The organism is Syntrophales bacterium, from assembly GCA_023228425.1.
Classification (GTDB): domain Bacteria; phylum Desulfobacterota; class Syntrophia; order Syntrophales; family UBA2210; genus MLS-D.
The window spans coordinates 1-25,310 of record JALOBE010000001.1 but is presented as its reverse complement, the minus strand read 5'-3'; the positions used below and the strand labels follow the sequence as shown (position 1 = coordinate 25,310).

Here is a 25,310-nt window from a genome sequence, read left to right as displayed (position 1 = left end):
CAATGGCAGAATACAATCAAATGGAACTGATGATATGTGTTGCGGCGCGAAACCTCGAGGACGGAGCCACTGTCGTCGTTGGCACCGGTGCTCCCTGCGCCGCGGCTATGCTTTCTCAGAAGACACACTCGCCGAACCTCTGTATCATGTTCGAGGCGGGAGGCGTGGCACCGTTGCTCCCTTCCATGCCCATTTCCGTGGGCGACTCGAGAACCTTTTACAAGGCCCTGATGGCGAGTACCATGCCGGACATCATGGAGACCTGCCAGCGCGGGATGGTGGACTACACCTTCCTGGGCGGAGCCCAGATCGACATGTACGGCAATATCAACTCCACCATGATCGGCGACGACCATCAGAAACCGAAAGTCCGCTTTCCGGGGTCGGGCGGCGCCAACGACCTGGCCTCCCTCTGCTGGCGGACCATGATGATGACGCCCCAGGACTCAAAACGGTTTACCGACAAGATGCATTACATTACCTCGCCGGGCTATCTGACGGGAGGGGAGTCCCGATACGAGGCAGGACTTCCGAAGGGTTCAGGACCCTACCGGATCATCACCAACATGGCCATCATGGGCTTTGACGAAAAGACCAAACGCATGAAGGTTCTTTCAATCAATCCCGGGTTCAGCCGCCAGGATGTGCAGGACAACTGCGGCTTTGAACTCCTCTGGTCTGAGGTACTCTCAGACACCGAACCCCCCCATGCGGATGAGCTGCGTATTCTCAGGGAAGAAGTCGATCCCTACCGCTACGTGATCGGCCGCTAGCGAATCAGTCCCCTCGCTCCGTTCCGCCCGAAGGCGGAACGGGGGAGGGGATAGTTGTATGTACCCCGCATGTATGCTTGATCGCATGGATGCCCTTCATAACCATCGGGCGGGCTTCGGTCATTCCTTCCCGGTGTGACGGCGACCGGTTCCCCGCGTCCTTCATCGTATCGTCAATTTGTTGCAGCTTTATTCGTGGCCGTTGACTTCCGTGATGATCTTCCCCTCCGGGCCGACATCATCATGGGGTACGTTCCATTGTTTTAAAGGGGTGCCGACACCACAAAGGCCAAGAGGACAGACTATGATACATCAAACGAGCCGAGTTATAGAGTTCCGTTTTCCCTTTTCGTCGTTGCCTTTCACGGATTCGGCCGGGAAGGAGTGGAAGCGCCTGGCAGGCGGACGTCATGGGCGCCGGCTGAAGCGACTGCTGCATAATGAGGGAGACGAAAACCACAGCCTGTCCGATCACCTCGTTCGTCCCCGGCTGAGCTTTACCACCACAGCCATAGAAACAGTCAGCGCCGGCTCGGTCACGATGGAGCAAGGCGTCGTCCTGGAAAGCGAAAAACTGGCGGGCACCCTTGCCGGGTGCCGGTGGGCCCTGTGCTTTGTTGCCACCATAGGCCCTGAAATAGACAGGAAAATTAAGGCGCTGTCTAGGGGTAACCGCTGTGCCGACGAATATCTTCTGGACAGGGTTGGTTCGCTGGCCATTGAAGAGTTCGTCAACGCCTTTCACCTGGAAATGGAGCAGAGGTTTACCGGAGAGAACAAGGGTGTCACCATGCGGTTCAGCCCCGGCTATTGTGACTGGCCCCTCGATGATCAGCGAAAGCTCTTTACTCTGGTGGACACGGAGTACATCGGCGTGTCGCTGACGGAATCGTTGCTTATGATGCCCCGTAAGTCCGTGTCGGGGATTTTTGGAATCGCGGAGACTGAAGGCGGCAGGCTGCCTCCCATCCATAACCCATGTCTCCACTGTAGAGAACGTCGCTGCCCCGAGAGGCGCCCGACTCCCTCTCGTCCATCGTTTCAGAAGCACCGCTTTCATTTTTATCGGGTTGGAAGCAATGGAGGAGACGACTCATGAAAATCAAAGATCTTTTCGACAGGAGAGACTGCCTGGTTTCTTTTGAAGTATTTCCTCCCGTACGAGACGGGACCATCGATCACCTGGTACCCGTCATCAATGAACTTGTAGAACTCAAGCCCGATTTCATGTCTGTAACCTACGGAGCCGGTGGTACGTCCCGCGACATGACCGTTGAGATTGCGGCGCTGATGAAAGAGTACGGAAGCACCGAGGTCATGGCCCATCTGACCTGTGTCGGCTACTCCCGGCTCGGGATTGACGGAGTGCTGCAGGAACTGAAGTCAAAGGGCATCAGAAACATCCTCGCGCTTCGAGGCGATCCCCCGGACGGCCAGGAATGTTTCATCAAACCCGAGGAAGGCTTCGGTTATGCCTCAGAACTTGTTGAGTTTATTGGAACATACGATTATTTCTGCGTGGGGGTGGCGGGGTATCCCGAAGGACACATAGAGGCTCCGAGTTTCGAAGAAGACATCATAAACCTGAAAAAAAAGGTTGATTCCGGTTCGGATTTCATCATCACCCAGCTTTTCTTCAGCAACGAAGATTTTTACCGGTTCAGGGATGCCGCTCAGGCGGCGGGCGTTGACGTGCCCATTGTTCCGGGAATATTCCCCATTCTCAACTACCGGCAGATACAAAGATTGACCGCTCTGTGCGGGGCCACGCTCCCGTCGGATCTGCACAAAGCCATGCAGGCGGTTCAGGATAAAAATGACGAGGTCGCGCGCATCGGTATGGACTACGCTATCTGCCAGAGCCGGGATCTTCTTGAACAGGGTGTTCCGGGGCTGCATTTCTACAGTATGAACCGGAGCGGTCCCGTGAAGGAGATACTGCGGCATCTTTCAATACCCGGGAGGACCGAGACATGAAAAAAACGCGCCGGGGGGGAACGTACAAACCACTTTCCGACGGGGATGTCGGAAAGATTCACGAAACGTCACTGCGTGTGTTTGAAGAAGTGGGCATCGAAGTGCGCCTTCCCGAGGCGCGGGCACTCTTTCTCGAGGCCGGGGCCATCCCGGCTGAACAGGAATATGTTTTAAAAATCCCCTCCGGGCTGGTTGAACGCCTCATAGAACAGGCCCCCCCGATGGTGACTCTCTGCGGCCGGGATGAGAGCGGAGCCCTGGACTGTCATATCGGAGGCCGAAACGTTTACATGGGGACGGGCGGGACGGCTCTCAACGTGCAGGATCCGGGCTCGAACGCCAGTCGGCCTTCGCAGCTGGGCGACATCGCCTCCATGGCCCGACTGGTCGATGTCCTGGCGAACATTGATTTTTACATGATCAACGTCTACCCCAATGACCTGGAGGGCGACGTGGTCGATGTAAACCGGTTTTACACGGCCCTGAAACACACGCGGAAACACGTCATGGGCGGCGTCTATACCGCCGAGGGAGTCCGCAACGTTATCCGCATGGCCGAGATAATTGCCGGTGGTCCCGATGCCCTGAGGGAGCGTCCCATTGTTTCCATGGTGACCTGCGTGGTCAGCCCTCTGAGGCTGGACATGCACTACTCGGGACTTACCATCGAGGTGGCCCGCAAGGGCATTCCCGTGGTGGTCCCCGCAGAACCGCTGTGCGGGGCGACGGGTCCGGTAACGCTTGCGGGAACGCTGGTTATCCAAAACGTGGACACCCTTTCGGGAGTGATGCTGGCCCAACTCGCGAACCCGGGAACACCCGTGATCTACGGGAGCGTCGCTTCCGTGGCTGACCTCAACACCATGAAGTACCTTTCCGGCGCCGTTGAAATGGGGCTCCTCAACGCGGCGGCGGCCCGGATGTCCCAGTATTATCGTCTCCCCTACTATGCCACGGCGGGGATGACCGATTCGAAGGTAAGCGACGCCCAGGCTGGATATGAATCGGCCATAACCAACATGCTGGTTGCCCTGGCGGGCGCCAACTTCATTCACGACGCCGCGGGGTTCATCGAATTCTGCATGACCGCATCCTACGAGAAGCTGGTCATCGACAACGACATCATCGGTATGGTCATGCGCGCCGTGGAGGGTATCGAGGTCAACGAGGAAACGCTTGCCTTCGATATCATAAAGAAAGTCGGTCCCGGCGGGCATTACGTCGCCCAGGGGCACACCAGGAAATACATGCGCGCCGAGAGGCACCTTCCGGACATGGGCGACCGGAAGGAAAGGTTCGAGTGGGAAGCGGCAGGTTCGAAGGACATCAGGGCCAGGGCCGCCGAAAAGGCACGGACCGTTCTGAACGAGCCGGTCCGCTCCTTTTTTTCTCGGGAAGTTGACGATCTGCTGTTGCGGGAAATCCCGGGGCTCGAGAAACCACAGGAGTAGCGGATGATCATTATCGGTGAAAAAATAAACGCCTCCATACCATCAACGGGGGAGGCAATTCGACGGAGGGATACGGAATTCCTTGCCCGTCTCGCCCGCGATCAGGACGAGGCGGGGGCGGACTTCATCGATGTCAACGCCGGGGACAGCCGGGATGCCGACAGTTCACCGGCGGACATCATGCGATGGCTCGTCGGGGTGGTCCGGGAGGCGACCACGAAACCACTGTGCATTGACAGCGACGATCCCGCTGTTCTTCAGGCGGGTATCGATGCCTGCAGGGGTGAGGAAGTTCTGATAAATTCCGTAAGCGCCGAGGAGGACCGGCTCAGAGAGGTCGGACGCATCGCCCGCCGGGCCGGGGCGCGGGTGATAGCCCTCGTCATGCGGGACAGAGGGATTCCCCGTACCGTGAAAGAACGGCTCGAAGCCGCCGATGTCATTGTCGGGGCCTTTGCCCGGCTTGGTCTCGCCGAGGAGCAGATCCTCTTTGATCCCCTGGTTCTGCCCGCTTCTGTCGACGCGAGTCAGGCGGGCGTAACCCTGAGAACCATCGAGTCCCTGAAAGAGCGTTATCCCGCCGCCGGAACCGTCATGGGCCTGAGTAACATATCCTACGGCCTGCCGGCCCGGGGCATCGTAAACCGTTCCTTTCTGCTCATGGCGGCGGCGGTCGGACTGGACGCGGCCATTCTCAATCCTCTTGACAGGCGTCTCATGAGCCTGGTCACGACGGCGGACCTTCTGACCGGCCGTGATCCGCGGTGTAAACGCTTCACGAAGGCCTTCCGTCGAGGAGACCTCGTCGAGTAACCGAAACAGCGGAAGGAGAGAAAGAATGGCACGACAAGGAATCGTAATACCGAGGCCCATCGAACGGTTGTCGAGGGAGCAGATCGAGGGTATTCACCGGGCCTCACTGGACATTCTGAATGATCCCGGTCTCGTTTGCTACAACAGAGAGGCGGCCGGGATTTTTGCCGGAGCCGGAGCCTCGGTTACAGTTCTTGAAAGCACCCCTCCGGCCCACTCGGTCAGAATACCGGAACACATGGTTCGCGACGCCCTGGACAGCGCGCCGTCAACCATTGTACTGGGAGCCCGGGACCGGGGCAATTCCCTGGAGATGAACGGAAAGGAGCCCCGGGTCTATTTTGTGACCGGCTCCGAGGCCAACATATGGGTGGACGTCGATTTTCAGACCTACCAGAAGAAATCTGACCCCTCCCGGGAGATCCGGGTGGCCGAATTTACGCCGCGCCGGGGAACCCTGAACGATCTGTGCCGCTCCGCCCAGGTGTCGGAACACCTGGATACACTGGACGGTTTCATCCGGAACGTCAATATCCAGGACACGGACATCACCGAGGAAAACAAGGACGTCAACAAGATATTCGCGTCGCTCGACCACACGACCAAGCATGTCATGGTAGGGCTCACGAGGCAGGACCAGCTGGACAACGTACTGGCCATGGCGTCCATCATCGCCGGCGGGGACGAGGCCCTCAGGGAGAATCCGCTGCTTTCTTTCATCACCTGCCTGGTGAAAAGCCCCCTTCAGTTCGTCGATGACACGACCCGGTCCTTTATGGACATCTGCCGCAGAGGGCTCCCGGTGGTTGTTTCCTCATCACCCCAGGCGGGCACCACGGCTCCCGTCAGGGAAGCGGGCATTGTCAGCCAGATCAACGCCGAGGTCCTGGCGGGCATCACACTGGGGCAGCTGGTGAACCCGGGAACACCCATACTCTACGGTACCGTTCCGGTGAGAACCCGCATGGACAACCTGTCCGATTCCTACGGGGCCATCGAAACGAGCCAGTACACCATCGACTGTGCCCAGATCGCCCGCTATTACGGGATACCCAACTACTCCACGGCGGGAGTCTGTGACCCGGCGTTCCCGGGGCAGCAGTCTACGGTGGAGCGGCTCTTCTCGAACATTCTGGTCACCTTGAGCGGTCCCCAGTACCTGCACTGTGCCTACGGGCTCCTGGATTGCAATGCATCCTTTTCACTGTTGCAGGCCGTCATTGACGATGCCCACTTCAACATGATCAGGTATTTTCTGAAGGAACCGCGGGTTGACGGCAATGAGCTGGAGGCCATGGCAGAGCAGATACGGGGCGTTATGGACTCGCCCCGGAAGCTCTTTATCCGCCACGTGAGAAAAATCCTGAGGACCGGCCTGTTGTCGCCGCCCTATCCCTTCGAGGGAACCGGCCCCGGCGATGATGTCTTTTACCATGCCCATGAACGGATGGAAGAACTCCTGGCCCGTCCGGTACGGCATATAGAACGGGAGAAAACGGAGAAGATATTCCGGGAGATTCCGGGTCTCCTGCCGAGGCTGAATACATACGCGTGAACCATGATGAACCGAATACCGAAAGGAGGTTATCAGCCATGAGCGAACATATCATTTCCAGACTGAAGGAAAACGTCATCCAGGGACGGATGACCAGCGAAGATGAGGGCATCGATGACAGCCTCACCGGCGGTCCCGGCGTCGTCGAACTGACACAACAGGCACTCGGTGAAAACCTGCCGGTTCAGCAGATTGTTTCGGAGGGCCTGACGGCCGGCATGGGGATAGTGGGCAAAAAATTCAACTCCGGAGAATACTATGTTCCCGATATGCTGGCTTCGGCGGAAGCGGTGAGCGCCGCCATGGATATTCTCAAACCGCACCTCGAGCGGTCCGACGTTCAGCCCAGGGGAACCTTTGCCATCGCCACGGTAGCGGGCGATATACACGACATCGGCAAGAACATCGTATCCATTCTCATCAAGGGTGCCGGGTACGACGTGGTGGACTTGGGAATCGACGTTCCCACGGAGAAAATCGTCGAATACGTTCGGGAACACAAACCGGCCTACCTGGGCCTGTCGGCCCTGCTGACCACGACCATGCTGGTCATGGGCGAGGTTATTGAAGCTCTCGGGAAGGCCGGACTCAGGGACCAGGTTCGCGTCTTTGTGGGAGGAGCGGCCGTTTCAAAGGAATATGCCGAGGAAATAGGCGCCGACGCTTACTGTGCCGACGGGTTTGAGGCCGTCAGGATACTCGAGTCAATGCCGGCGGCCTGACCTGGGCGCCGCGAAGAAAGGAGTTTACAGCGATGTCCGGAATAGCCGGAACACTCGGAGCCGATTCAGGCCTTGTGGATCAATTACTTGAAAAAATCAGGCACCGGGGTCCTCACGGTACCTGGAAGTTCGAAGACGGTTCCGCCCATATCGGCCTGTGTGAACTTCGTCTGGGTGGCGGGGGCTCGTCGATATCACACCGGGCGTCCCGGGAGAAAGCGTCAGTGGTTCTTGATGGCCGTGTCTACAATACCGATCTTGAGGAAATGTCCGACGCCGAGGCGGTCCTGGAGCTTTTTGAGCGGTTCGGGCCCTCATTTGCCGAAAAAATCGACGGAGACTTTGCCTGCGCCATCGTCCACGAGGGCTCGCTCATCCTGGCACGTGACGAGGCAGGCGTGAAGCCTCTGTACTACGGCCACGATTCCGAGGGGAACCTCTGCTTTGCCTCGGAGGCGAAAGCCTTTGTGGGCCTCGCGAATGATGTTCGAGAATTTCCCCCGGGCTATTGCTATTCACGGGAACGGGGCTTCAGAGCATTCCGGTGCGGAGCCGTGGAAACCCCGGAATTCGAAGACTTCGATCAGGCCAAGGTGGTTCTCAGGAATCTCCTGGAGTCCGCCGTAGTCAGACGCATGAAAGACGGGGCCGTCACGGGTATTCTCCTCAGCGGCGGTCTGGACAGCAGCCTCATCGCGGCCATGGCGGCACAGGTCGAGCCCGACATTGAATGCTTCACCGTCAGCATGGAAGGGGGGGCCGATTTGCCCCTCGCCCGGGATGTTGCCGCATACCTGGGGCTCAAGCACCATGTCCTGATCTTCGGTGAGAAGGAGATCAACGAAATTCTTCCCCCGGCCATCCATCACCAGGAAATGTACGAAGAAAGCTGTGTCCACGGCGCCATCGCGCATTTCCTGGCCGGGCGCTTCCTGCGGGGGAAAGCCGACTGTGTTCTTTCCGGCGAGGGAGCGGACGAACATTTCGCCGGTTACGACGGTCAGTACGGGGAGGCGCAAAACCCGGAAGAGCGGGCGAGCATCGTGGACAGCCTCATCAACGTGGCCCACAACACGGCCCTGCAACGTCTCGACCGTCTCAACGCGGCCAACGGTTACGAGAGCCGCGTCCCTTTTACAGACGCCGCTGTTGTGGATTTTTCCCGTAAAATTCCGCTGGAGTGCAAGATTCACGGTCCGGACCTGAGGGGGAAATGGATTGTCCGGGAGGCCTTTGAAGGCATTCTCCCGAAACATGTCCTCTATCAGACGAAGCGGTTTTTTGCCCAGGGTTCGGGTGTTTCCCACGTCATGCGAAGAGAAGCGGAGAAGGTGTATTCCGAGGCTGATCTGGAGGCCTTCAACAGTCGGCGGGGCACCCCCCTGCTGTCATCGGTGGAGGAGCTCTACTACTACGGGATATTCAAGGAAACCTTTCCCGATCCCTGTTACGACAGGCTCGTCGGAAGGTGGGATCCCCTGCGTCCTGCCTTTTTCCCTGCCTGGGAGAAGCCGTTCTGAGGATTCAGGCCGTCCACGCGGTGTCTCAAGGGACCGAGAACTCCCGTTCAACGGCTTCGATCGATTCGTGGCGGGCGGTCCATGTGTCATAGAGCGACTCCAGGTGGGCTGAAAGATCGGCGTACTCTTTCTGAAGCGATTGTATCAGACGCTCGTCGACAAAGGTTTCTTCCCGGGCAAAGGCCGCTTCGATTTGCCGGAGACGGGCTTCTGCTTCTTCAATGGTCCCCTCGAGGGCGGCGGCTTCGTCCCGAAGAGGCTTGATTCGCCTGTGACGCTCCTGCCTGGTGAGTGCTTCCCGGCGTTTCCGCTCGCGGTCGGCGGAAGCTTCCTTCCCGCCGCCGGCCGTGCCGGTGTCTCTTTCAAGATTCTCCGGACTTTCACGAAGCCCGTGTATCCTCTCCAGGTACTCTTCGAGGGTTCCTCTGTAAACATCCACTCCCCCCCGGCGGAGGGCCAGCACCTTGTTGGTTATGGGTGCCAGGAAGTCCCGGTCATGAGACACGATGTACAAGGTTCCCGGAAAGTCCCGCAGCCTCTTTTGCAGCACCGCCTTCGATCGGGCATCGAGGTGATTGGTGGGTTCATCGAGGATGAGGAAATTCGCCGGTTCAAGCAGCATTTTCGCCAGGGCGAGACGGCTTTTTTCACCTCCCGACAGGACCGACACGGGCTTGAACACGTCATCACCGGTAAAGAGAAAGGATCCCAGCAGGGTCCTCAATTCGCCGGGTGACCGGAAAGGAGCCTGCTCGTCAAGGGTCCCGAGCACCGTCCTGTCGGGATTGAGCAGTTCTGTCGTGTTCTGGCCGTAATAGGCGATGGTGACATTGTGTCCCACCCTGCGTTCCCCGCGGTCACAGGCTTCGATACCCGCCATGACGCGGGCCAGTGTGGATTTTCCGGCACCGTTGACACCCAGGCAGGCGATACGGTCTCCCGACTCTATGGTGAGTGAGATGTCCCTGAGAACAGGTTTGGTTCCATAGGACTTTTCCAGACCTGCAAGTTCCAGTACCACCCGCCCTGAACGGGGAGGATCAGGAAAGGAAAAGGCGATCTGCCGCTCCGGTCCCCCGATTTCTATAGCGGCCAGCTTTTCCAGCATCTTCAGCCGGCTCTGAACCTGGCGCGCCCTGGTATTCTTGTAGCGGAACCGTTCGACGAACCGGGTGGTCCGCTCAATGAATTTCTGCCGGTTTTCGTAGGAAGATTCAGCGATTTTTCGTCGTTGGGCTTTTTGCAACAGGTATGACGAGTAGTTTCCCCGGTACTCCGTGGCCTTTCCCTGGGACAGTTCCACCACCCGGTTCACCAGGGTGTCAAGAAAGCGGCTGTCATGGGAGACCAGGACGACCGAGCCCCGGTAGGACACGAGGAACTCTTCGAGCCACTCCAGGGACTCCATGTCCAGGTGGTTCGTGGGTTCATCCAGGAGAAGCACCGAGGGTTCACGCAAAAGAAGCTTGGCCAGTTCGATCCGCATGTGCCGGCCGCCGCTGAACTCCTCCGTCTTTCGGGGCAGATCCTCCTCGGTGAATCCCAGTCCGAACAGTATTTCCTTTATTTTCGCTTCCCTGGTGTACCCTTCACACCGTTCCATGTCGTGCTGGGCGTGCCCCAGTTCTTCGAGAAGCGCCGGAAGCTCCGGTGGCGGTGTCCCGCCGCGCGCGGCGAGATCTTCAATTCGGCGGCTCACGGCCGCTATGTGTTCCTCCAGGCGGAGAACATCGGGAAAGGCCTGTTCCGCCTCCCGCATCAGCGTGTTCCCCCGGTGCCGGACCCCCTCCTGGGGGAGGTACGCCGCTGTAGCAAAGCGCGCCCGCTCCACCGATCCGGAATCAGGCTCCACCTCTCCGACAATGATTTTCAGAAGCGTCGATTTTCCTGTTCCGTTGGATCCCACGAGGGCGATTCGGGAGCCGTCATTGATCTGAAAGGAGAAATCGTTGAAAAGAAGCTTGTCCCCATAGCGTTTTGAAACCCTGTTCAGAGAGATCATAGGTGCAGTCTTATTGGTTCCGCGGGGGTCGAGCCGATTCGATGACCTCCCGGGCCCGGTCCATGAGCTCCCGGAGTGTCCCATCATCGTATCCCGTGGTGTCTATGGGCGGGTGAACAATCATGGTTGCCGATCCCGGGAACAGATCGATCGTCTTGTTGGGCAGTATTTTTTCCGTTCCCACGATGGTTACGGGCAGCAGGGGCAGGCCCATGTCGACGGCCATCCTGAAGGCCCCCTTCTTGAAGGGAAGCATCTCCGTGCTGCAGCTTCGCGTTCCTTCGGGGAAAAACAATACCGACGTTCCCCCGGTGATCTGTTGCTTCGCCCTGTTTATGGACGCCAGGGCCTTTTCGTGGTTCGATCGGTCGATAAAAATATGGCCGATTTTCTCGCAGGCGACCCCCAAGGCCGGCACCTTGCGCAGTTCCTGCTTCATAACCCATCTGAAATCGATGCCCAGCCAGCCGTAGAGAACGAAGATATCGAACTGGCTCTGGTGGTTGCTGATGACAACGTAGGATTGCTCGGGATCTATGTTCTCCCGGCCTTCCACGGTGACAAGCATGGGGGTGACAAAGCTGTTGATGCGGGCCCAGGTCTGCCCGCAGACCCGGCTGACCGTCCTGGGCCCCAGGAACATGAGGAGAACAAGAGCCGTGATTCCCAAAAGAAGCGTCGACAGAAGCAGCACAGGAGCAAAAATAAGCCACTTGTATGGTTGATACAGAATGTACAGAACTTTTTTCATAGCGTTACTTCCGGGAGTTCCTCTTGTAAGCCCGTATCGGCATCACAAAACGGCGACGGCAACAGAATGGATTATACCATCGAGCCTGTCTCATCACAACAGGAAGCTTGCAGGTGCGCCTGAACACAGGGCGGAGCCGCGGCTCCCGAATCGGCCATCCGCCCCTGAAAGACTCCCGGTATCGCCTTCGACCGGTGTTCTGCCGCTCCGGTCGAGAGGAAATTCCCGAGGGGAGGGTGTTCCGAAGCGCGACCGTCTTTCCCACGGTGTGTCCTGCAGGACGGATCCGTTCACAAGGATGCTCGCGGGGGTGGTAGAAGCGGCGCCGAGTTTCCTTGATGACCGTTACGTCTCGAACGCGGGCGACGGGAGAGAGCCGGGGCTGAAGGCCTCTTCGGCTTCCCGGATGACCATGTCCACCTGGTCCGTGTACCGTGGTGACAGGTGAAAAACCCGTATGTAACCGACGCCGGCCGCCCGGGCCAGCATTCCCGCCTGCCGGGCCGTCAGGTGACAGGTTTCAACTGCCCTGTCCCGGTCCTTATCCATGAATGCGGCCTCAATGAACAGGACATTTGAATTCCGGGCGAGATCGACAATCTTCCGGGCGTTTTCCGCGGTGAACAGGGCATCGGTCACGTAGGCGATCCTCCGGCCCGGCGTGATCTTCACCACCCGCTCCGCCAGCTCGCCGATGCTGATGGTTTCCCGCCTGATTTCACCGTCCTTTCCGCGTTCAATCGCCGGAGCATCAATGGTCATGTCTCCCGGAGGGCCGCTCCGCAGGGCATCCTTCACCTCCCGCAGCCACCTGCCCGGCTCAAAACCCATCTCGGTCAGCACGTTTTTCATGATGTTGATGTGCCGCTTTTCTTTCAGGCAAAAGGCAAGGCAGGGGACGCGGTGATCGAGAAACACGGCCTTCACGATCAGGTCATCCCGGTCCAGAAGCGTTCCGTTGAAAGGTGCCGACGGAAGGTTTTCCGGCTCGAATCCCCGCCTGCACCGGTACTGTTTCGACACCATCGAGTATTCGTCAACTTCTGTGACGCGAAGGATAAAATCATTCTGATAGTTGTGAACCAGATTCCACGTGTAGGATGCCAGTTTTCCTTCGACGTTTCGGATAAAACCGGGCGGCCCGAAAAGGGATACACCGCCCTTCCTGCCGAGGCTGATTCGCAGAAAGTGGTCAAATCCGATGAAGTGGTCCATGTGAGTGTGGGAGACGAAAATCGTACTCACCCGAAGAATCTGCCGGGGGGACAGGCGGCTGATGTCCCCGAGATCAAAAAGAAAAGCCTCCTGTCGGTGCTTCAGTTTGACATAGAGCCCCGGATCTGAACATGGTTCATTGATGAGTTGCGCCGAAAACATGGAAGGCGATACGCCGTGTCCTCTCTCCGGTATTGACAAGCAGTGGCCCCAGGTGGTTTAAGGTCCGTGAATACCGATGCTCTCGTATAGGATCGAAAAACGTTCGATGCCGTTCATGCCAGGCGAAGTATAGACAAGCGTACAGGAAATATCAATATACGAGACCGTTGAATTGTGTCATCATCGATGACCTTTGAAATTTTGTCATTTCGAGGAGCGCCCTAAGGTCCGTCATTTCGAGGAGCACCTTAAGGTCCGTCATTTCGAGGAGCGAAGCGACGAGAAATCCCTGTCCCGGGCAAAGCGAGGGATCTTTCAGACTTCTCACATGCGTTCGAAGTGACAGGGAAGCGTTCGAAGTGACGGAGGAGAGGCCGAAGTGATAGGGGGAGAGGCCGAAATGACACAATCGACAGGTTTTAAAGATATCGGCATTTTCTTTTTTACCCCCAGGTTCCCGCCCGGGCGAAAATGACTGGACGGGCAGGCCGCCAAGACGACGATGGATCCCGGGCTTAAGCGGGGAGACGGATCAGAAATGCGCGCAGTATGTTTACCGTAACAGAGGCAAAGGAACAGGAACTGAAAAAGCGGATGGCAAAACTCGGAGTCTGCGAGGATGACCTGCGGGAAACCTTCGTCCGTTCCTCCGGGCCGGGCGGCCAGAAGGTCAACAAAACCTCTTCCTGTGTTCACCTCCTCCACATTCCCACGGGACTTGCCGTCAAATGCCGGCGGGAGCGCTCACAAGCCCTGAACCGTTTTTTTGCCAGGCGGCTTCTCATGGACAGGATCGAACGGATGCGGGATGGCATCGTTTCGGCGGAGCGCCAGCGCATAGAAAAAATGCGGCGGCAGAAACGGAAACGATCCGGACGGGCGAAGGAGAAAGTCCTGGAAGCGAAACGCCGCCAGTCGGAAAAGAAAGAGCTTCGGAAGCCGCCGGTTCCGGACGTATGATTCAGCGGTCTTCTTACGATCGGCAAAGATGCCTCAGCCCGGGGTGAAAACCGGACGGCGAGACATGCCCGCGCCTGTGCCGGGCCAGAAACAATGCCCCTTCCGGTCGAGACGACGGGATGGCGGCGAAACAAGACAAAAAAAGGGGAATGCTCGTGGTTGCGGCATCCCCCTTTTCTCGTATGAAGCCTTCAACTAATACCGTGTCACGCTGTATTGTTTCTCCGGTCAGTACGACCAAGGTACTCCGCGTGACGGGATTTGCTCCGAAGAGCCGGCTATTACGTGGCACTAGCCCGCGATAATACTCACCAGCGGGTTAGCGTACATAATGACCAGTGCGATAACAAGCGCGTAGATAGCAACGGATTCCGTCATGGCCATACCAACGAGCATGGTAAGAAGAATCTTGCCCTGGGCTTCCGGATTCCTGCCGACAGCGTTCGCGGCACCGCTTGTGGCCTGTCCCAGACCGCTACCGGGTCCGAGCGCGCCCATTCCCATGGCGAATCCCGCGCCGATGACGCTCGCGGCGAGAACGATTGCCAGTGAATAGTCCACAACAGCCGTCGCACCTTCCTCGGCGGCCATTGCGAAGGACGACAACGCCATAACCAGACCGAGAACCAGCAAACACAGAACTACTCCCTTTAACCCTTTACGCATAACGCACCTCCTGTGCTGAATTTACGGATTCCCCGGGTTGTGGTATCGACTGAAGAGTCCCAGGTTCCTTTGTCATGTTGGCTGGAACCTTCCTTCAATACCGGAAATCCGCTACGTGCTTGATATAGAGAACAGTGATCCTTGTCAAGAAAATTTTTGACTTGGCCACAAAAAAATGCAAGATTCAGGTGTGACGGCTCCGTAAAAAGTCGAAAAATGGCAAATTTTAAAAATCGAGCCTAATATTTCCAATGAGTTACAAAGCTGCTTTTGGAAAATTTGGACTTCTTTACAAAGCCGTCAGGTGTCACTGTCTTCGTAAGACGGACGTCTGAATTTCACGGGGTGCGTCATTTCGGCCGCTCTGTTGAGCCGTTACGACGTCCTGGACGTCGAGAAGGGCCATCACTGTTCCCCGGTGGAGCCGTTATGACCGCTTTATTGAGCCGTTACGACTGCGCTCGCTTCATTGAGCCGTTACGACGGCGCTGTTGTGTCATTTCGATTGCCCATTGTGTCATTTCGAGGAGCGCAGCGACGAGAAATCTTTTTTTACCAGTGGCATGCAGCAAGATTTCTCCCTGCGGTCGAAATGACCCGAGGGAGCGGCCTAAATGGCACGATGGAGCGGTCGAAATGACCCGAGGGAACGGTCGAAATAACACGATGGAACAATCGACATGACCCGAGGGAGCGATCGACATGACACAATGCACAGGTCTCCCGACACTGCTGAGCGGTTGTCTGCTGACGGAATATGTCTTTTAGATCTTTGGCTGGATCTTCTGTGAATGGCACGGGCGTGCAGCCGCCTGATATGGAAAAACATGCATGTATGTTGACGGATAATGAACGGCGGGTCGCCGCCGCGATCGAGGGCGACATCGACATCGATTCCGATCCCTTTGCCGCCATCGCGAAGCGGACCGGCCTGGATGAAGCGACGGTCCTGGACATCATCCGCCGGCTCAGGGAGCGGGGTGTCATTCGCCGCTTCGGGGCCGTCCTGCGCCACCAGCGGGCCGGTATCACGAGCAACGCCCTGGTGGTCTGGGCCGTTCCCGCTGAAGACATGGAGCGCGCGGGGACCCTGGCGGCGCGACATCGAGAAGTGTCCCACTGCTACGAAAGGACACCCCCCTTCCAGGGAACCTACGGGCTCTTCACCATGCTTCACGGCCTGGAAAGGCCGCTGGCCGACATCGTTCGGGACCTCGCGGCAGAACTGGGTGTCAATGATTACCTGGTTCTCGAAAGCGTCGAAGAATTCAAGAAAGTAAGCATGGAGTACTTCCGGCCATGACAAAAAAATCAATCAAGCTCTTCAGCCGCGCCCGCCGTGTCATTCCCGGCGGCGTCAACAGCCCTGTCCGAGCCTTCCGATCCGTGGGAGGCGAACCGATCTTCATCGACCGGGCCGAGGGCTCCGTGGTCCGTGATGTCGACGGCCGCGAGTATATCGACTATGTGGCGTCCTGGGGCCCGCTTATCCTCGGGCATGCCCACCCCGCCGTTGTCAAGGCGCTACGGAAAGCGGCACGGCGGGGGACAAGCTACGGGGCTCCTACAAGAGGCGAAGTGAAGCTGGCGGAGCTCATCGTGGAGGCCTTTCCGGCCATGGACTCGGTCCGCATGGTCAACTCCGGAACGGAAGCCGTCATGAGCGCCATACGCCTTGCCCGGGCCTATACGGGCCGCACCGGCATCGTCAAGTTCGAAGGCTGCTACCACGGGCACGCCGACTCGCTCCTTGTCAAGGCGGGATCGGGCGTCGCCACCCTGGGCATTCCGGGAAGCCCCGGTGTTCCCGCGTCTCTGGCGGAGCTGACCCTGACGGTTCCCTATAATGACATTACCGCCCTTCGCGCCGTTCTCGATGAACGGGGTAGTGATATAGCCGCCGTCATCGTCGAACCCGTGGCGGGAAACATGGGTGTCATCGCCCCCCGGCCGGGTTTCCTGCGGGAACTGCGGGAGGTCACCGCCCGACGGAACATACTGCTCATATTCGACGAAGTCATCACCGGCTTCCGGCTCGCCTACGGAGGGGCCCAGACGCTTTATACCATCGAGCCTGATCTCACCTGCCTGGGCAAGATTATCGGCGGCGGCCTGCCCGTAGGGGCCTTCGGCGGCAGACGGGACATCATGAACATGCTCGCCCCCATTGGGCCGGTGTACCAGGCGGGAACCCTGTCGGGCAATCCCCTGGCCGTGGCCGCGGGCCGGGCAACCCTTGAGATTCTCCAGAAGACTCCGGACATCTATGACGATCTGAATCTCAAGGCCGAGACGCTCTGCGAAGCTGTGAAAAACGTTCTTCAGGCCCATGGGATTCCGGCAACTGTCAACCGGGCCGGATCCATGTTTACGCTCTTCTTTACTCCCGATGATGTGACCGACTTCGCTACGGCACAGAAAGCCGATACGGATCGCTTTGCCCGCTATTTCAGGGGCATGCTCGAGCGGGGCATCGCCCTGGCGCCGTCTCAGTTCGAAGCGGCCTTCGTCTCCGCCGCCCACAGCGACAAGGACATCCGGAAAACATTGGAAGCCTTCGACGCGGTACTGGGGGGACGTACTTAACTTACTAACTATCTGCTTCTGATGACTGCTCCGGTGCACGGAGTGCCGATCCATGAACCTTCACGAACCGCTCTCGAATTCCTTGGGAGAGGAATCAGCCGTGGCGGTTCAGGAGAACAGAGGACGTCGGGGCGCATTTCGGTGAGGCGGTCAGGTCAGATAGTTAATAAGTTAAGTACGTCCCCATCCCGTCCTCTCAGCTTCCGCTCCGACTTGTGCGTAAGAACCATTTCTGAAAAAAACGGAGAACCGGAGGAAACAAATATGAATGACAAGGATTTAGAAAAAATTGAAAGCATGATCGCCCGCCACATAGGTGTGTATGCTGAATCGGTCAATCATAAATTCGATATTCTCGTTGAAGGTCACCAGATGCTTTCGGAACAGATGCATCGATTCAAGGCTGACGTAGACCGACGCTTTAGTTGCGTTGAATATAAACTCGATGTCACCGCCGCGAAAGGCGACCTTACAGCGAGCAAGCTTGATAAGGTCAACGAGAGGCTTGATGAGGTTGCTCTGCGTGGAGATGCTACGGTAGCGAAGCTGGATGCGGTTGCAGCGAAGCTTGATGAGGTTGCCTTGCGAGGAGATGCCACGGCGGCGAAGCTGGATGCGGTTGCAGCGAAGCTCGATGAGGTTGCTTTGCGTGGAGATGCTACGGCAGCGAAGCTCGATGAGGTTGCCTTGCGAGGAGATGCTACGGCAGCCAAGCTTGATGGCGTCGCCGCAGATCTCAAGGCGCACCGCGCAGACACGGAAGCACACCGGCATATATACGGTGTCAAGGAACCCTGAAAAAGACAAGAAAGCAGACCTGACCCCCATGAAGTACGATCGAGAACAGCAGATCGCCATCGCCGCCGTTGTTGCCGCAGTCAGGCTCTGTGAGCAGGCCCGCGCCGACATCCCCGCGGCCCTGGAGAAAAGCGATAAAAGCCCCGTAACGGTAGCCGACTTCGGATCCCAGGCCCTGATCTGCAGGGTCCTGTCGGAGGCCTTTCCCGGTGACATGATCGTGGCCGAAGAGGACGCGGCGGCCTTGAGCCGCCCGGACATGGCACGCCATCTTTTGAGCGTCACCAGGTATGTGGGCGAACAGGTCTCCGGGACGACGCCGGACCGGGTCATTGCCTGGATAGACCGGGGAAAGGGCATCGTCGCGCCCCGGTACTGGACGGTTGATCCCATCGACGGGACAAAGGGGTTCCTGCGGGGGGACCAGTATGCCGTCGCCCTGGCGCTGGTCGAGGAAGGGGACGTCAAGGTCGGTGTCCTGGGCTGTCCCGCCATGGCCGATGAAAAGGGCGAAACGGGTGTCCTCTACGTGGCGACCCGCGGCGAGGGCGCCATAATGACATCCATGACAGGTGGTGACTCCCGTCCTCTTCGCGTTGCCGGTCCCGGCGACGGGGAACATATGCGCTTTGTCGAGAGTGTCGAGAGTTCCCACGGAGACCAGGAGCGCCAGACCAGGATCGCCCGTTCCGTGGGGATCACAACTCCCCCCCTTCGAATGGATTCCCAGGTTAAATACGGGGTCCTGGCATCGGGGAAAGCCCTGTTGTATGTGCGCCTGCCCTCCCCCGCGGCCCCGCATTACCGTGAGAAGATCTGGGACCACGCGGCGGGATCAATCATAGTCGAGGAAGCCGGTGGACGGGTAAGCGATATGGACGGCAAACCCCTGAACTTCGTCGACGCTCCAACGATGGAGGATAACCGCGGCGTCATCGCAAGCAACGGCGTCATTCACGACCGGGTGCTGGCTGCGCTGAAAAAGATTGGGGGACGTACTTAACTTATTAACTATCTGCTTCTGATGACTACCCCGGCGCACGGAGTGCCGATCCATGAATCTTCACGAACCGCTCTCGAATTCCTTGGGAGAGGAATCAGCCGTGGCTGTTCAGGAGAACAGAGGACGTCGGGACGCATTTCGGTGAGGCGGTCAGGTCAGATAGTTAATAAGTTAAGTACGTCCCCATTCCTTTATTCTGCGAAAACCCTTATATGGCGGGGACGAACATAGACCTTTCCGCCCGGTTCCAAGTTCATTGAGGCAAAGCGTTCCTGTGATATCTCCGAAGTCAGGTTCTGGCCGGCGCTGGTAATCAGTTCAACCCGGACAAGCGGCCCTGCGGTGTTTACCCGAAGGACTGCCGCCTCCAGTGCGGACTGGCCGCCGGCCGTCGTATCGATGGTGACGTCATGGGGTCGTATGAAAATACGTGCTTCTCCGTTTATCTTCCGCCTGTTTTCCGAGAAGGGCATTTCAATGGAGTCAAATTGAACGGTTCCCTCGTTGATCCGCCCACGGAAGGTATTCACGTTGCCAAGAAAGTTCATGACAAACTCGTTTGCCGGCCGGTGAAAGACCTGATCGGGTGTTCCAATCTGCTCGATCCTGCCCAGATTAGTGACGACTACACGGTCAGCAACCTCAAGAGCTTCTTCCTGATCGTGAGTAACGAACACGCTGGTGACATGAATCTCGTCATGAAGGCGACGCAGCCAGGACCGAAGCTCCTTGCGGACCTTGGCATCGAGGGCCCCGAAGGGTTCATCCAGTAGCAGAACTTTGGGTTCCACGGCAAGAGCCCGTGCCAGGGCAACCCGCTGGCGCTGGCCGCCGGACAACTGGTGGGGATACCGGTTTGCCATACCTTCAAGCTGGATCAGTTTCAGCAGGTCATGCACCTTGTTACTGATGAACTGTTTGTCCGGTCTTTGATTCCGGCGTTTGACCCGTAACCCGAAAGCGATGTTTTCAAAAACACTCATATGGCGAAACAACGCGTAGTGTTGAAAGACAAACCCCACACCCCGGGCGCTGACGTGGCGTCGGGCGACATCCGCGTTATGAAAGAAGATGCCTCCCCCACCGGGATCCGCCTCCTCCAGTCCGGCAAGGATGCGTAAAAGCGTTGTCTTCCCCGATCCCGACGGCCCAAGAAGCGCCACCAGTTCACCGTTCTTTACGGTAAGACTCACATTGTCCAGTGCCTTGAAGGTTCCAAAGGTCTTTGAAATATTTCTGATTTCTATGCTCATGGACTGTTCCCCTGTTCCACCCTGCGGGCCGCCGCATCCCGGTCTCGATGGGCCTTCCACTCGACCATGAATTTTATCACCAGTGTGACTACGGCCAGAAATGCCAGCAGGGATGCCACGGCAAAAGCGGCGGTCATCTGGTAGTCGTTGTAAAGAATCTCGATGTGTAGGGGCATGGTATTGGTCTGACCCCGAATATGTCCCGAGACGACGGACACGGCCCCGAATTCCCCCATGGCTCGCGCGTTGGTCAGAATCACGCCGTAAATAAGTCCCCACTTGATATTCGGTAGCGTTACATGCCGGAAGGTCTGAAAACCGCTGGCCCCCAATGTCAGCGCCGACTGTTCCTCTTCTGTTCCCTGGGCCTGCATGAGGGGAATCAATTCCCGGGCGACGAATGGTACGGTAACGAACATGGTTGCGATAACAATCCCGGGCGTCGCGAATATGATGCTGATGCCGAGATCGCGCAGCCACGGGCCGAACCAGCCGAGGGATCCGAAGAGCAGCACGAAAATTAATCCGGCGATTATAGGCGAAACGGCAAAGGGCAGGTCTATAAGGGTGATGAGAACGCTCTTGCCCTTGAACTCGAATTTGCCGATGGCCCAGGCTGCGGCGACACCGAAGAGCGTGTTCAGCGGTACGGCTATCGCAGCGGCTACGAGCGTGAGACGTATGGCTGATACTGCATCCGGCGTTGTGAAGGAGAAAAGATACATGCCGAAACCTTCTCTGAATGCGTAGCTGAACACGAGCACCAAGGGCAAAAACAGGAACAGTCCAATGAAGGTCAGTGCCGTACCGATCAGAATACGGCGGGCCAGAGCGGACTCGGTATTCGACCTGATAGCACGAAAAGCAGACAGGTTCTCGTCCAATGCACGATCCTCCGACACAATCAATCCATCACAACTGATGACGTCTGCTCCACCACTGGAGCAGGTTGATGATTAAAAGCAGAACAAATGCGACAATCAGCATGACCACTCCAATGGCCGTGGCGCCGACATAGTCGAACTGTTCAAGTTTTATAAGGATGAGCAGGGGTGCTATTTCGGTCTTGTAGGGCATGTTGCCCGCGATGAAGTAAACCGACCCGAATTCACCGACAGCGCGGGCGAAGGCCAGAGCGAACCCCGTCAGCAGTGACGGCATCACCGTCGGCAGAGTCACATAGACAAATGTCTGCCATCGCGTTGCGCCCAAGCTGGCGGCAGCCTCTTCGATCTCCGGCTCCAGTCCCTCAAGTGCGGGTTGAACGGTGCGCACAACAAAGGGAAGGCCGATCAGTGTCAGGGCAATGATGATGCCCGGCCATGCATAGGCAATCTGGATGCCCAGCGGTTCAAACCATCGCCCGATCCACCCGGTATGGACGTAGAGTGTCGTGAGAGCAATACCCGAGACGGCGGTGGGTAGCGCGAAGGGTAGATCAACGATGGCGTCCATGAACCGCTTGCCCGGAAACTCATAGCGCACCAGCACCCAAGCTACAATCAGGCCAAAAACAGCGTTCAGCAACGCCGCGATGAAGGATCCGCCCAAACTGAGCCGATAGGACGCCAGCACTCGGGGATCGGCAATGGCCTTGACCCAGAATTCGTCCAAGGTGATCCGCGTTCCCGTAAACAACACCAGACCGCCCAGCGGTATCAGCACCAGCAGGGCAAGGTAAAACAGAGTGAAGCCCATGCTGAGCCCGAAGCCGGGCAGCACGCTGGTCTGTTTCAGGCGTACACGCTGTATGACAGACGAAGGAGTCATGAGTACACACTACTTACCGTGGGCTGTATATCCGGTCAAAGGAGGCGCCGTCATCAAAGTGGTCACGGTAAGCATTGGGCCAGCCACCGAAAACCTCGTCGACGGTAAACAGTTCAAGTTCGGGGAACTGGTGCGCGTATCGAGCGAAAACAGCGGGATCCACCGGACGGTAATAGTTCCTGGCGGCTATGTCCTGGCCGGTGGGTGAGTAGAGAAATTCAAGGTACGCCTGGGCGATCTCCCGCGTTTTCTTGCGGTCCACATTGACGTCGACAAGTGCCACCACGGGTTCAGTCTTGATAGCCACCGGCGGGACCACGATTTCCACTCTTGCAGCGTCCAGTTCGTTGGCGCCCAGCAGGGCTTCGTTTTCCCAGTTGATCAGCACATCGCCGAGCTTGCGTTGTATGAAGGTATTGGTCGCCCCTCGAGCCGCTCTGTCCAGAACGGGCACGTTCCTGTACACCCTGGCAGTAAAATCCCGTGCCTTTTCCTGCGCTGCGGCAACTTCTTCCGCGTCGAGCGGGTCCTTCAGTCTGGCCACGAAGTTCTCCCCCAGTTCCCGGCGCAGTGCAAACCCCCAGATCGCCAGGTAGTTCCAGCGCGCCACGCCGGAGGTCTTGGGATTGGGCGTTATGACCTGTACATCCTCGCGTGCCAGATCATCCCAGTTATGTATGTTCTTGGGGTTGCCCTTGCGCACCAGGAATGCCAGAGTCGACGAGTACGGAGCGCTGTTGTGGGGAAAACGAGTCTGCCAATTGCTCGGAAGCAGCCCCGAATGCTCGGCGATAGCGTCGATATCCGCCGCCAGCGCCAAGGTAACCACATCGGCCTGTAAACCCTGAATGACAGACCTGGCCTGGCTCCCCGATCCACCGTGGGACTGGCGGACGACCACCGTGTTCCCGGTCTTCTCGTGCCAGTGCGAAGCGAAGGCATCGTTGAACTCCCGATAGAGCTCCCGTGTCGGGTCATAGGAGGCATTCAGCAGTTCAACCGTTCCTCCGAAAGCGTTGAGTGGCGAGAACAACATCACCACCAAGACAGCCACGTAACGACAGGTTCCGGCAATCATACAACTATTCTCCTATATGCTATATGTGATATTGTCGCAAAAAATAAACCTTTTCCGTCATTCCCGAGAAGGCGGAAATCCGGAGGTATGAGACCGAATTGAGGGTTTTTCAGCTTCCTGCAACATTCCCGCCAGCGTCTCCCTGTCCATAATGGCCGACATGTTGTCCCGGACGCGCAACATAACCTTTCGAATCCAGCAGGTATCGGGTTCGCAATGCTTGCACCGGTTGAAGGAAGGAGCCGTTCTGCTCGCGCACTCAATCGGTGCTAGCGGTCCGTCAATGGCGCGGACGATATCACCCAGGGTGACCTCCGCCGGTGGCAGCCGCAGGGAGTAACCGCCGTGCTTTCCACGGGTGCTTACCAGAATTCCCTTGTTTTTCAGTGTGGCGAGTACCTGCTCCAGGTATTTCAATGAAAAATCGCATTCAGCGGCAAGCCGGGTCGCTGACAGAGGTTTCTCACCGTAATTGCGGGCGAGATGCTGCAAAGCTTCCAGAGCGTACAGGCTCTTGCCGGATAATTTCATATCATATATTTCCTATATGAATTGGCTACTCTATCATGATCAGTATTGCAAGAATTATTTTAATTTCTCTTGACATTGAATAACAGCTTTAATAGTAAGGTTAGTCACGTTCATTAGTTGAACAAGGTCGCTGGACATGCTGGATACACAGACATTTAACACTGAACGAGAAGAGGTTCTCAACATCCTCCGCGAGATACACAGGAACCCTGAAATGACTCAGCGGGAACTGTCGGCCAGTCTCGGGGTCAGCCTCGGGAAGATCAATTTTCTTCTCAAGGCGCTGGTTCGCAAGGGACTTATCAAGGCCGACAACTTTAAAAAATCAGACAACAAAACCGCGTACCTGTATCTTTTGACGCCTTATGGCATCGAAGAAAAAGCTCGGATCACCTACTATTTTCTCAAGCATAAAATACAGGAATACCACCAATTGGAAGAAGAGATCCGTCAGCTGAAAACAGAAGTCGAGGCACGCGGCAGTAAATACAAAAGACTATAGCGGGACTTCAAGTACACCCGTGAATAGAGAGTAACGCCAGTAGATTACGGAATACAGTCACGTTCTGAAAGCTTCGAGTTTTGTCATTTCGAGAAGCATGGCGACGAGAAATCTTTCTTTACTAGTATCTTAAAAGATTTCTCTCTGCGGTCGAAATGACACAATCGATAGCTTTTCAAAGATCGTGTTCTGAGACGTTTGCAGAGCCGTATAAAACCAGCGAATCCGTCATTGCCGCGTAGGCGGCAATCCAGTGTTATCGGGAACTTCCTGGATTCACCCTCGCGGGCGAATGACGAAAATGGTTGTTGTGCAAACCAGCTCTCTGTAATTGAAGGAGCGGAGCTGTATCTATCGATATGACCCAAATTCAAAAAAATCACAACGAATGGCACAATTCGAGACCTTTATTTTGTCATTTCAAGAAGCATCGCGACGAGAAATCCATGTCCCGAGCACAGCGAGGGATCTTTGAGACTTCTCACATGCGTTCGAAATGACCTTTAAAAATGTCATTTCGAGGAGCGTCTTAAGGTCCGTCATTTCGAGGAGCGAAGCGACGAGAAATCTTTCTTTTCCATTGTCCTGTCGTTTCTTTTGAAAGATTTCTCCCTCCGGTTCCCTTCGGTCGAAATGACAAAAATGGCAGTTATTCAGAGCTCTCGGCCTATGTGGACGTGAGGGAAAGGGATAATGAGGGAGTTGTGCAAAGGTCTCTTATTGTAAACAGAAGGTTTTCCTCTTTTCTTAACCTTTGGCTTTGTAAACCGCTTATATCCTCTTAACCGACGGATCGCATGTTTCCGATGGTAACCGCAAACAGCGCAACATTCACTGATGATAACCGTTTTTTCTTTACGGCGGGCTTCCTTATACCGCTTGTAAAGAACCTCAAAATACTCTTGAGACCTTTGCACAACTCCCTCATTATCCCTTTCCTTCACGTTCACATAGGCCCTGAAAAACTGCGTTATTCAAAGCTATCATATTAATATTCCTTGACATTCAAACGTTTTCCTGTCATAGTTCGCCCATAAAACTCACTCTTGGGAGAATTCCATGGGCTTCAAAAACATGAAAGTCAATTTCACCTTCGCCGACATAGCACTGTCAACCTCAATGGAGAAAAACCGGGCCATCAAACGCATGGAAGAGATCAACGCCATCGTTGACTGGACCCCCATCGAAGCCTTGCTTGAAAGAACCTATCCCGTGGGAAAAA

General features: G+C 56.7%; 22 protein-coding genes and 2 pseudogenes. 14 read left to right on the top strand and 10 right to left on the bottom strand.

Annotated elements, in window-relative coordinates; genetic code table 11:
• The first annotated feature begins 2 nt into the window (after nucleotides 1–2).
• The 8 genes from M0Q23_00120 (at nucleotide 3) to M0Q23_00085 (ending at nucleotide 8,811) form a co-directional block, all read left to right on the top strand.
• The gene (locus M0Q23_00120) at nucleotides 3–773 is read left to right on the top strand and encodes a ketoacid-CoA transferase (protein ID MCK9527054.1); all 771 of its coding nucleotides are present in this window, start codon (nucleotides 3–5) and stop codon (nucleotides 771–773) included.
• A gap of 304 nt (nucleotides 774–1,077) precedes the next feature.
• Entirely contained in the window at nucleotides 1,078–1,872 is a 795-nt protein-coding gene (locus tag M0Q23_00115; GenBank protein MCK9527053.1) for a hypothetical protein, read from the top strand.
• Nucleotides 1,869–2,750, top strand: a complete 882-nt coding sequence (metF, locus tag M0Q23_00110; protein ID MCK9527052.1) for a methylenetetrahydrofolate reductase [NAD(P)H] — start codon at nucleotides 1,869–1,871, stop codon at nucleotides 2,748–2,750. The genes M0Q23_00115 and metF overlap by 4 nt, the downstream gene beginning before the upstream one ends.
• The gene (locus tag M0Q23_00105) at nucleotides 2,747–4,201 is read left to right on the top strand and encodes a trimethylamine methyltransferase family protein (GenBank protein MCK9527051.1); all 1,455 of its coding nucleotides are present in this window, start codon (nucleotides 2,747–2,749) and stop codon (nucleotides 4,199–4,201) included. The genes metF and M0Q23_00105 overlap by 4 nt, the downstream gene beginning before the upstream one ends.
• A gap of 3 nt (nucleotides 4,202–4,204) precedes the next feature.
• Entirely contained in the window at nucleotides 4,205–5,014 is an 810-nt protein-coding gene (locus tag M0Q23_00100; GenBank protein ID MCK9527050.1) for a dihydropteroate synthase, read from the top strand.
• Between the two features lie 25 nt (nucleotides 5,015–5,039).
• The gene (locus M0Q23_00095) at nucleotides 5,040–6,569 is read left to right on the top strand and encodes a trimethylamine methyltransferase family protein (protein MCK9527049.1); all 1,530 of its coding nucleotides are present in this window, start codon (nucleotides 5,040–5,042) and stop codon (nucleotides 6,567–6,569) included.
• A gap of 38 nt (nucleotides 6,570–6,607) precedes the next feature.
• On the top strand, nucleotides 6,608–7,291 hold the full coding sequence (locus M0Q23_00090; GenBank protein MCK9527048.1) for a corrinoid protein: 684 nt from the start codon (nucleotides 6,608–6,610) through the stop codon (nucleotides 7,289–7,291).
• A gap of 32 nt (nucleotides 7,292–7,323) precedes the next feature.
• On the top strand, nucleotides 7,324–8,811 hold the full coding sequence (locus M0Q23_00085) for an asparagine synthase-related protein (GenBank protein MCK9527047.1): 1,488 nt from the start codon (nucleotides 7,324–7,326) through the stop codon (nucleotides 8,809–8,811).
• A gap of 25 nt (nucleotides 8,812–8,836) precedes the next feature.
• On the opposite strand, the gene M0Q23_00080 is transcribed toward M0Q23_00085, so the two are convergent.
• The 4 genes and pseudogenes from M0Q23_00080 to M0Q23_00065 all read right to left on the bottom strand — a co-directional run bounded on the left by M0Q23_00080 (nucleotide 8,837) and on the right by M0Q23_00065 (nucleotide 12,941).
• On the bottom strand, nucleotides 8,837–10,219 hold the full coding sequence (locus M0Q23_00080) for an ABC-F family ATP-binding cassette domain-containing protein (GenBank protein ID MCK9527046.1): 1,383 nt from the start codon (nucleotides 10,217–10,219) through the stop codon (nucleotides 8,837–8,839).
• A 69-nt stretch (nucleotides 10,220–10,288) separates the two neighbouring features.
• Nucleotides 10,289–10,729 (bottom strand): annotated as a pseudogene (locus M0Q23_00075) (ATP-binding cassette domain-containing protein).
• A 94-nt stretch (nucleotides 10,730–10,823) separates the two neighbouring features.
• Nucleotides 10,824–11,564, bottom strand: a complete 741-nt coding sequence (locus tag M0Q23_00070; protein MCK9527045.1) for a 1-acyl-sn-glycerol-3-phosphate acyltransferase — start codon at nucleotides 11,562–11,564, stop codon at nucleotides 10,824–10,826.
• Nucleotides 11,565–11,909: 345 nt separating this feature from the next.
• Complete coding sequence (locus M0Q23_00065; GenBank protein MCK9527044.1) at nucleotides 11,910–12,941, bottom strand: hypothetical protein; 1,032 nt, start codon at nucleotides 12,939–12,941, stop codon at nucleotides 11,910–11,912.
• Nucleotides 12,942–13,490: 549 nt separating this feature from the next.
• Here M0Q23_00065 and M0Q23_00060 point away from each other — a divergent pair.
• Nucleotides 13,491–13,901, top strand: a complete 411-nt coding sequence (locus tag M0Q23_00060) for a peptide chain release factor-like protein (protein MCK9527043.1) — start codon at nucleotides 13,491–13,493, stop codon at nucleotides 13,899–13,901.
• 291 nt (nucleotides 13,902–14,192) lie between these two features.
• Here the strand turns inward: M0Q23_00060 and atpE are convergent, their stop codons facing one another.
• Nucleotides 14,193–14,567 carry an ATP synthase F0 subunit C gene (gene atpE / locus M0Q23_00055; protein ID MCK9527042.1) on the bottom strand — a complete coding sequence of 125 codons (375 nt, stop codon included), beginning with the start codon at nucleotides 14,565–14,567 and terminating at the stop codon, nucleotides 14,193–14,195.
• An 835-nt stretch (nucleotides 14,568–15,402) separates the two neighbouring features.
• On the opposite strand from atpE, the gene M0Q23_00050 reads away from it, so the two are divergent.
• The 4 genes from M0Q23_00050 to M0Q23_00035 all read left to right on the top strand — a co-directional run bounded on the left by M0Q23_00050 (nucleotide 15,403) and on the right by M0Q23_00035 (nucleotide 18,954).
• Nucleotides 15,403–15,870, top strand: a complete 468-nt coding sequence (locus M0Q23_00050; protein ID MCK9527041.1) for a winged helix-turn-helix transcriptional regulator — start codon at nucleotides 15,403–15,405, stop codon at nucleotides 15,868–15,870.
• On the top strand, nucleotides 15,867–17,153 hold the full coding sequence (gene hemL / locus M0Q23_00045; protein MCK9527040.1) for a glutamate-1-semialdehyde 2,1-aminomutase: 1,287 nt from the start codon (nucleotides 15,867–15,869) through the stop codon (nucleotides 17,151–17,153). The genes M0Q23_00050 and hemL overlap by 4 nt, the downstream gene beginning before the upstream one ends.
• A gap of 264 nt (nucleotides 17,154–17,417) precedes the next feature.
• Nucleotides 17,418–17,951 (top strand): hypothetical protein, encoded by a 534-nt coding sequence (locus tag M0Q23_00040; GenBank protein MCK9527039.1) that lies wholly within the window; start codon nucleotides 17,418–17,420, stop codon nucleotides 17,949–17,951.
• Nucleotides 17,952–17,979: 28 nt separating this feature from the next.
• On the top strand, nucleotides 17,980–18,954 hold the full coding sequence (locus M0Q23_00035) for a 3'(2'),5'-bisphosphate nucleotidase (GenBank protein ID MCK9527038.1): 975 nt from the start codon (nucleotides 17,980–17,982) through the stop codon (nucleotides 18,952–18,954).
• Between the two features lie 191 nt (nucleotides 18,955–19,145).
• On the opposite strand, the gene M0Q23_00030 is transcribed toward M0Q23_00035, so the two are convergent.
• The 5 genes and pseudogenes from M0Q23_00030 to M0Q23_00010 form a co-directional block, all read right to left on the bottom strand.
• The gene (locus M0Q23_00030) at nucleotides 19,146–20,207 is read right to left on the bottom strand and encodes a sulfate/molybdate ABC transporter ATP-binding protein (protein ID MCK9527037.1); all 1,062 of its coding nucleotides are present in this window, start codon (nucleotides 20,205–20,207) and stop codon (nucleotides 19,146–19,148) included.
• On the bottom strand, nucleotides 20,204–21,091 hold the full coding sequence (cysW, locus tag M0Q23_00025) for a sulfate ABC transporter permease subunit CysW (GenBank protein MCK9527036.1): 888 nt from the start codon (nucleotides 21,089–21,091) through the stop codon (nucleotides 20,204–20,206). The genes M0Q23_00030 and cysW overlap by 4 nt, the downstream gene beginning before the upstream one ends.
• A gap of 28 nt (nucleotides 21,092–21,119) precedes the next feature.
• A complete protein-coding gene (cysT, locus tag M0Q23_00020) occupies nucleotides 21,120–21,977 on the bottom strand; it encodes a sulfate ABC transporter permease subunit CysT (protein ID MCK9527035.1) in 858 nt (285 codons plus the stop codon).
• 13 nt (nucleotides 21,978–21,990) lie between these two features.
• Nucleotides 21,991–22,977 (bottom strand): annotated as a pseudogene (locus tag M0Q23_00015) (sulfate ABC transporter substrate-binding protein).
• A gap of 135 nt (nucleotides 22,978–23,112) precedes the next feature.
• Entirely contained in the window at nucleotides 23,113–23,586 is a 474-nt protein-coding gene (locus M0Q23_00010) for an Rrf2 family transcriptional regulator (protein MCK9527034.1), read from the bottom strand.
• Between the two features lie 136 nt (nucleotides 23,587–23,722).
• On the opposite strand from M0Q23_00010, the gene M0Q23_00005 reads away from it, so the two are divergent.
• The gene (locus M0Q23_00005) at nucleotides 23,723–24,088 is read left to right on the top strand and encodes a MarR family EPS-associated transcriptional regulator (GenBank protein ID MCK9527033.1); all 366 of its coding nucleotides are present in this window, start codon (nucleotides 23,723–23,725) and stop codon (nucleotides 24,086–24,088) included.
• Nucleotides 24,089–25,310: the final 1,222 nt, after the last annotated feature.

What these genes read in the sequence shown, in the direction of transcription:
- M0Q23_00040 (MCK9527039.1), top strand. Translation starts at nt 17,418, where the DNA reads ATGAATGACAAGGATTTAGAAAAAATTGAAAGCATGATCGCCCGCCAC.
- M0Q23_00050 (MCK9527041.1), top strand. Translation starts at nt 15,403, where the DNA reads ATGTTGACGGATAATGAACGGCGGGTCGCCGCCGCGATCGAGGGCGAC.
- M0Q23_00010 (MCK9527034.1), bottom strand. Translation starts at nt 23,586, where the DNA reads ATGAAATTATCCGGCAAGAGCCTGTACGCTCTGGAAGCTTTGCAGCAT.
- atpE (MCK9527042.1), bottom strand. Translation starts at nt 14,567, where the DNA reads ATGCGTAAAGGGTTAAAGGGAGTAGTTCTGTGTTTGCTGGTTCTCGGT.
- M0Q23_00105 (MCK9527051.1), top strand. Translation starts at nt 2,747, where the DNA reads ATGAAAAAAACGCGCCGGGGGGGAACGTACAAACCACTTTCCGACGGG.
- M0Q23_00090 (MCK9527048.1), top strand. Translation starts at nt 6,608, where the DNA reads ATGAGCGAACATATCATTTCCAGACTGAAGGAAAACGTCATCCAGGGA.
- M0Q23_00030 (MCK9527037.1), bottom strand. Translation starts at nt 20,207, where the DNA reads ATGAGCATAGAAATCAGAAATATTTCAAAGACCTTTGGAACCTTCAAG.
- cysT (MCK9527035.1), bottom strand. Translation starts at nt 21,977, where the DNA reads ATGACTCCTTCGTCTGTCATACAGCGTGTACGCCTGAAACAGACCAGC.
- M0Q23_00035 (MCK9527038.1), top strand. Translation starts at nt 17,980, where the DNA reads ATGAAGTACGATCGAGAACAGCAGATCGCCATCGCCGCCGTTGTTGCC.
- M0Q23_00100 (MCK9527050.1), top strand. Translation starts at nt 4,205, where the DNA reads ATGATCATTATCGGTGAAAAAATAAACGCCTCCATACCATCAACGGGG.
- M0Q23_00095 (MCK9527049.1), top strand. Translation starts at nt 5,040, where the DNA reads ATGGCACGACAAGGAATCGTAATACCGAGGCCCATCGAACGGTTGTCG.
- hemL (MCK9527040.1), top strand. Translation starts at nt 15,867, where the DNA reads ATGACAAAAAAATCAATCAAGCTCTTCAGCCGCGCCCGCCGTGTCATT.
- M0Q23_00120 (MCK9527054.1), top strand. Translation starts at nt 3, where the DNA reads ATGGCAGAATACAATCAAATGGAACTGATGATATGTGTTGCGGCGCGA.
- metF (MCK9527052.1), top strand. Translation starts at nt 1,869, where the DNA reads ATGAAAATCAAAGATCTTTTCGACAGGAGAGACTGCCTGGTTTCTTTT.
- M0Q23_00085 (MCK9527047.1), top strand. Translation starts at nt 7,324, where the DNA reads ATGTCCGGAATAGCCGGAACACTCGGAGCCGATTCAGGCCTTGTGGAT.
- M0Q23_00080 (MCK9527046.1), bottom strand. Translation starts at nt 10,219, where the DNA reads ATGGAGTCCCTGGAGTGGCTCGAAGAGTTCCTCGTGTCCTACCGGGGC.
- M0Q23_00115 (MCK9527053.1), top strand. Translation starts at nt 1,078, where the DNA reads ATGATACATCAAACGAGCCGAGTTATAGAGTTCCGTTTTCCCTTTTCG.
- M0Q23_00005 (MCK9527033.1), top strand. Translation starts at nt 23,723, where the DNA reads ATGCTGGATACACAGACATTTAACACTGAACGAGAAGAGGTTCTCAAC.
- M0Q23_00065 (MCK9527044.1), bottom strand. Translation starts at nt 12,941, where the DNA reads ATGTTTTCGGCGCAACTCATCAATGAACCATGTTCAGATCCGGGGCTC.
- M0Q23_00060 (MCK9527043.1), top strand. Translation starts at nt 13,491, where the DNA reads ATGTTTACCGTAACAGAGGCAAAGGAACAGGAACTGAAAAAGCGGATG.
- M0Q23_00070 (MCK9527045.1), bottom strand. Translation starts at nt 11,564, where the DNA reads ATGAAAAAAGTTCTGTACATTCTGTATCAACCATACAAGTGGCTTATT.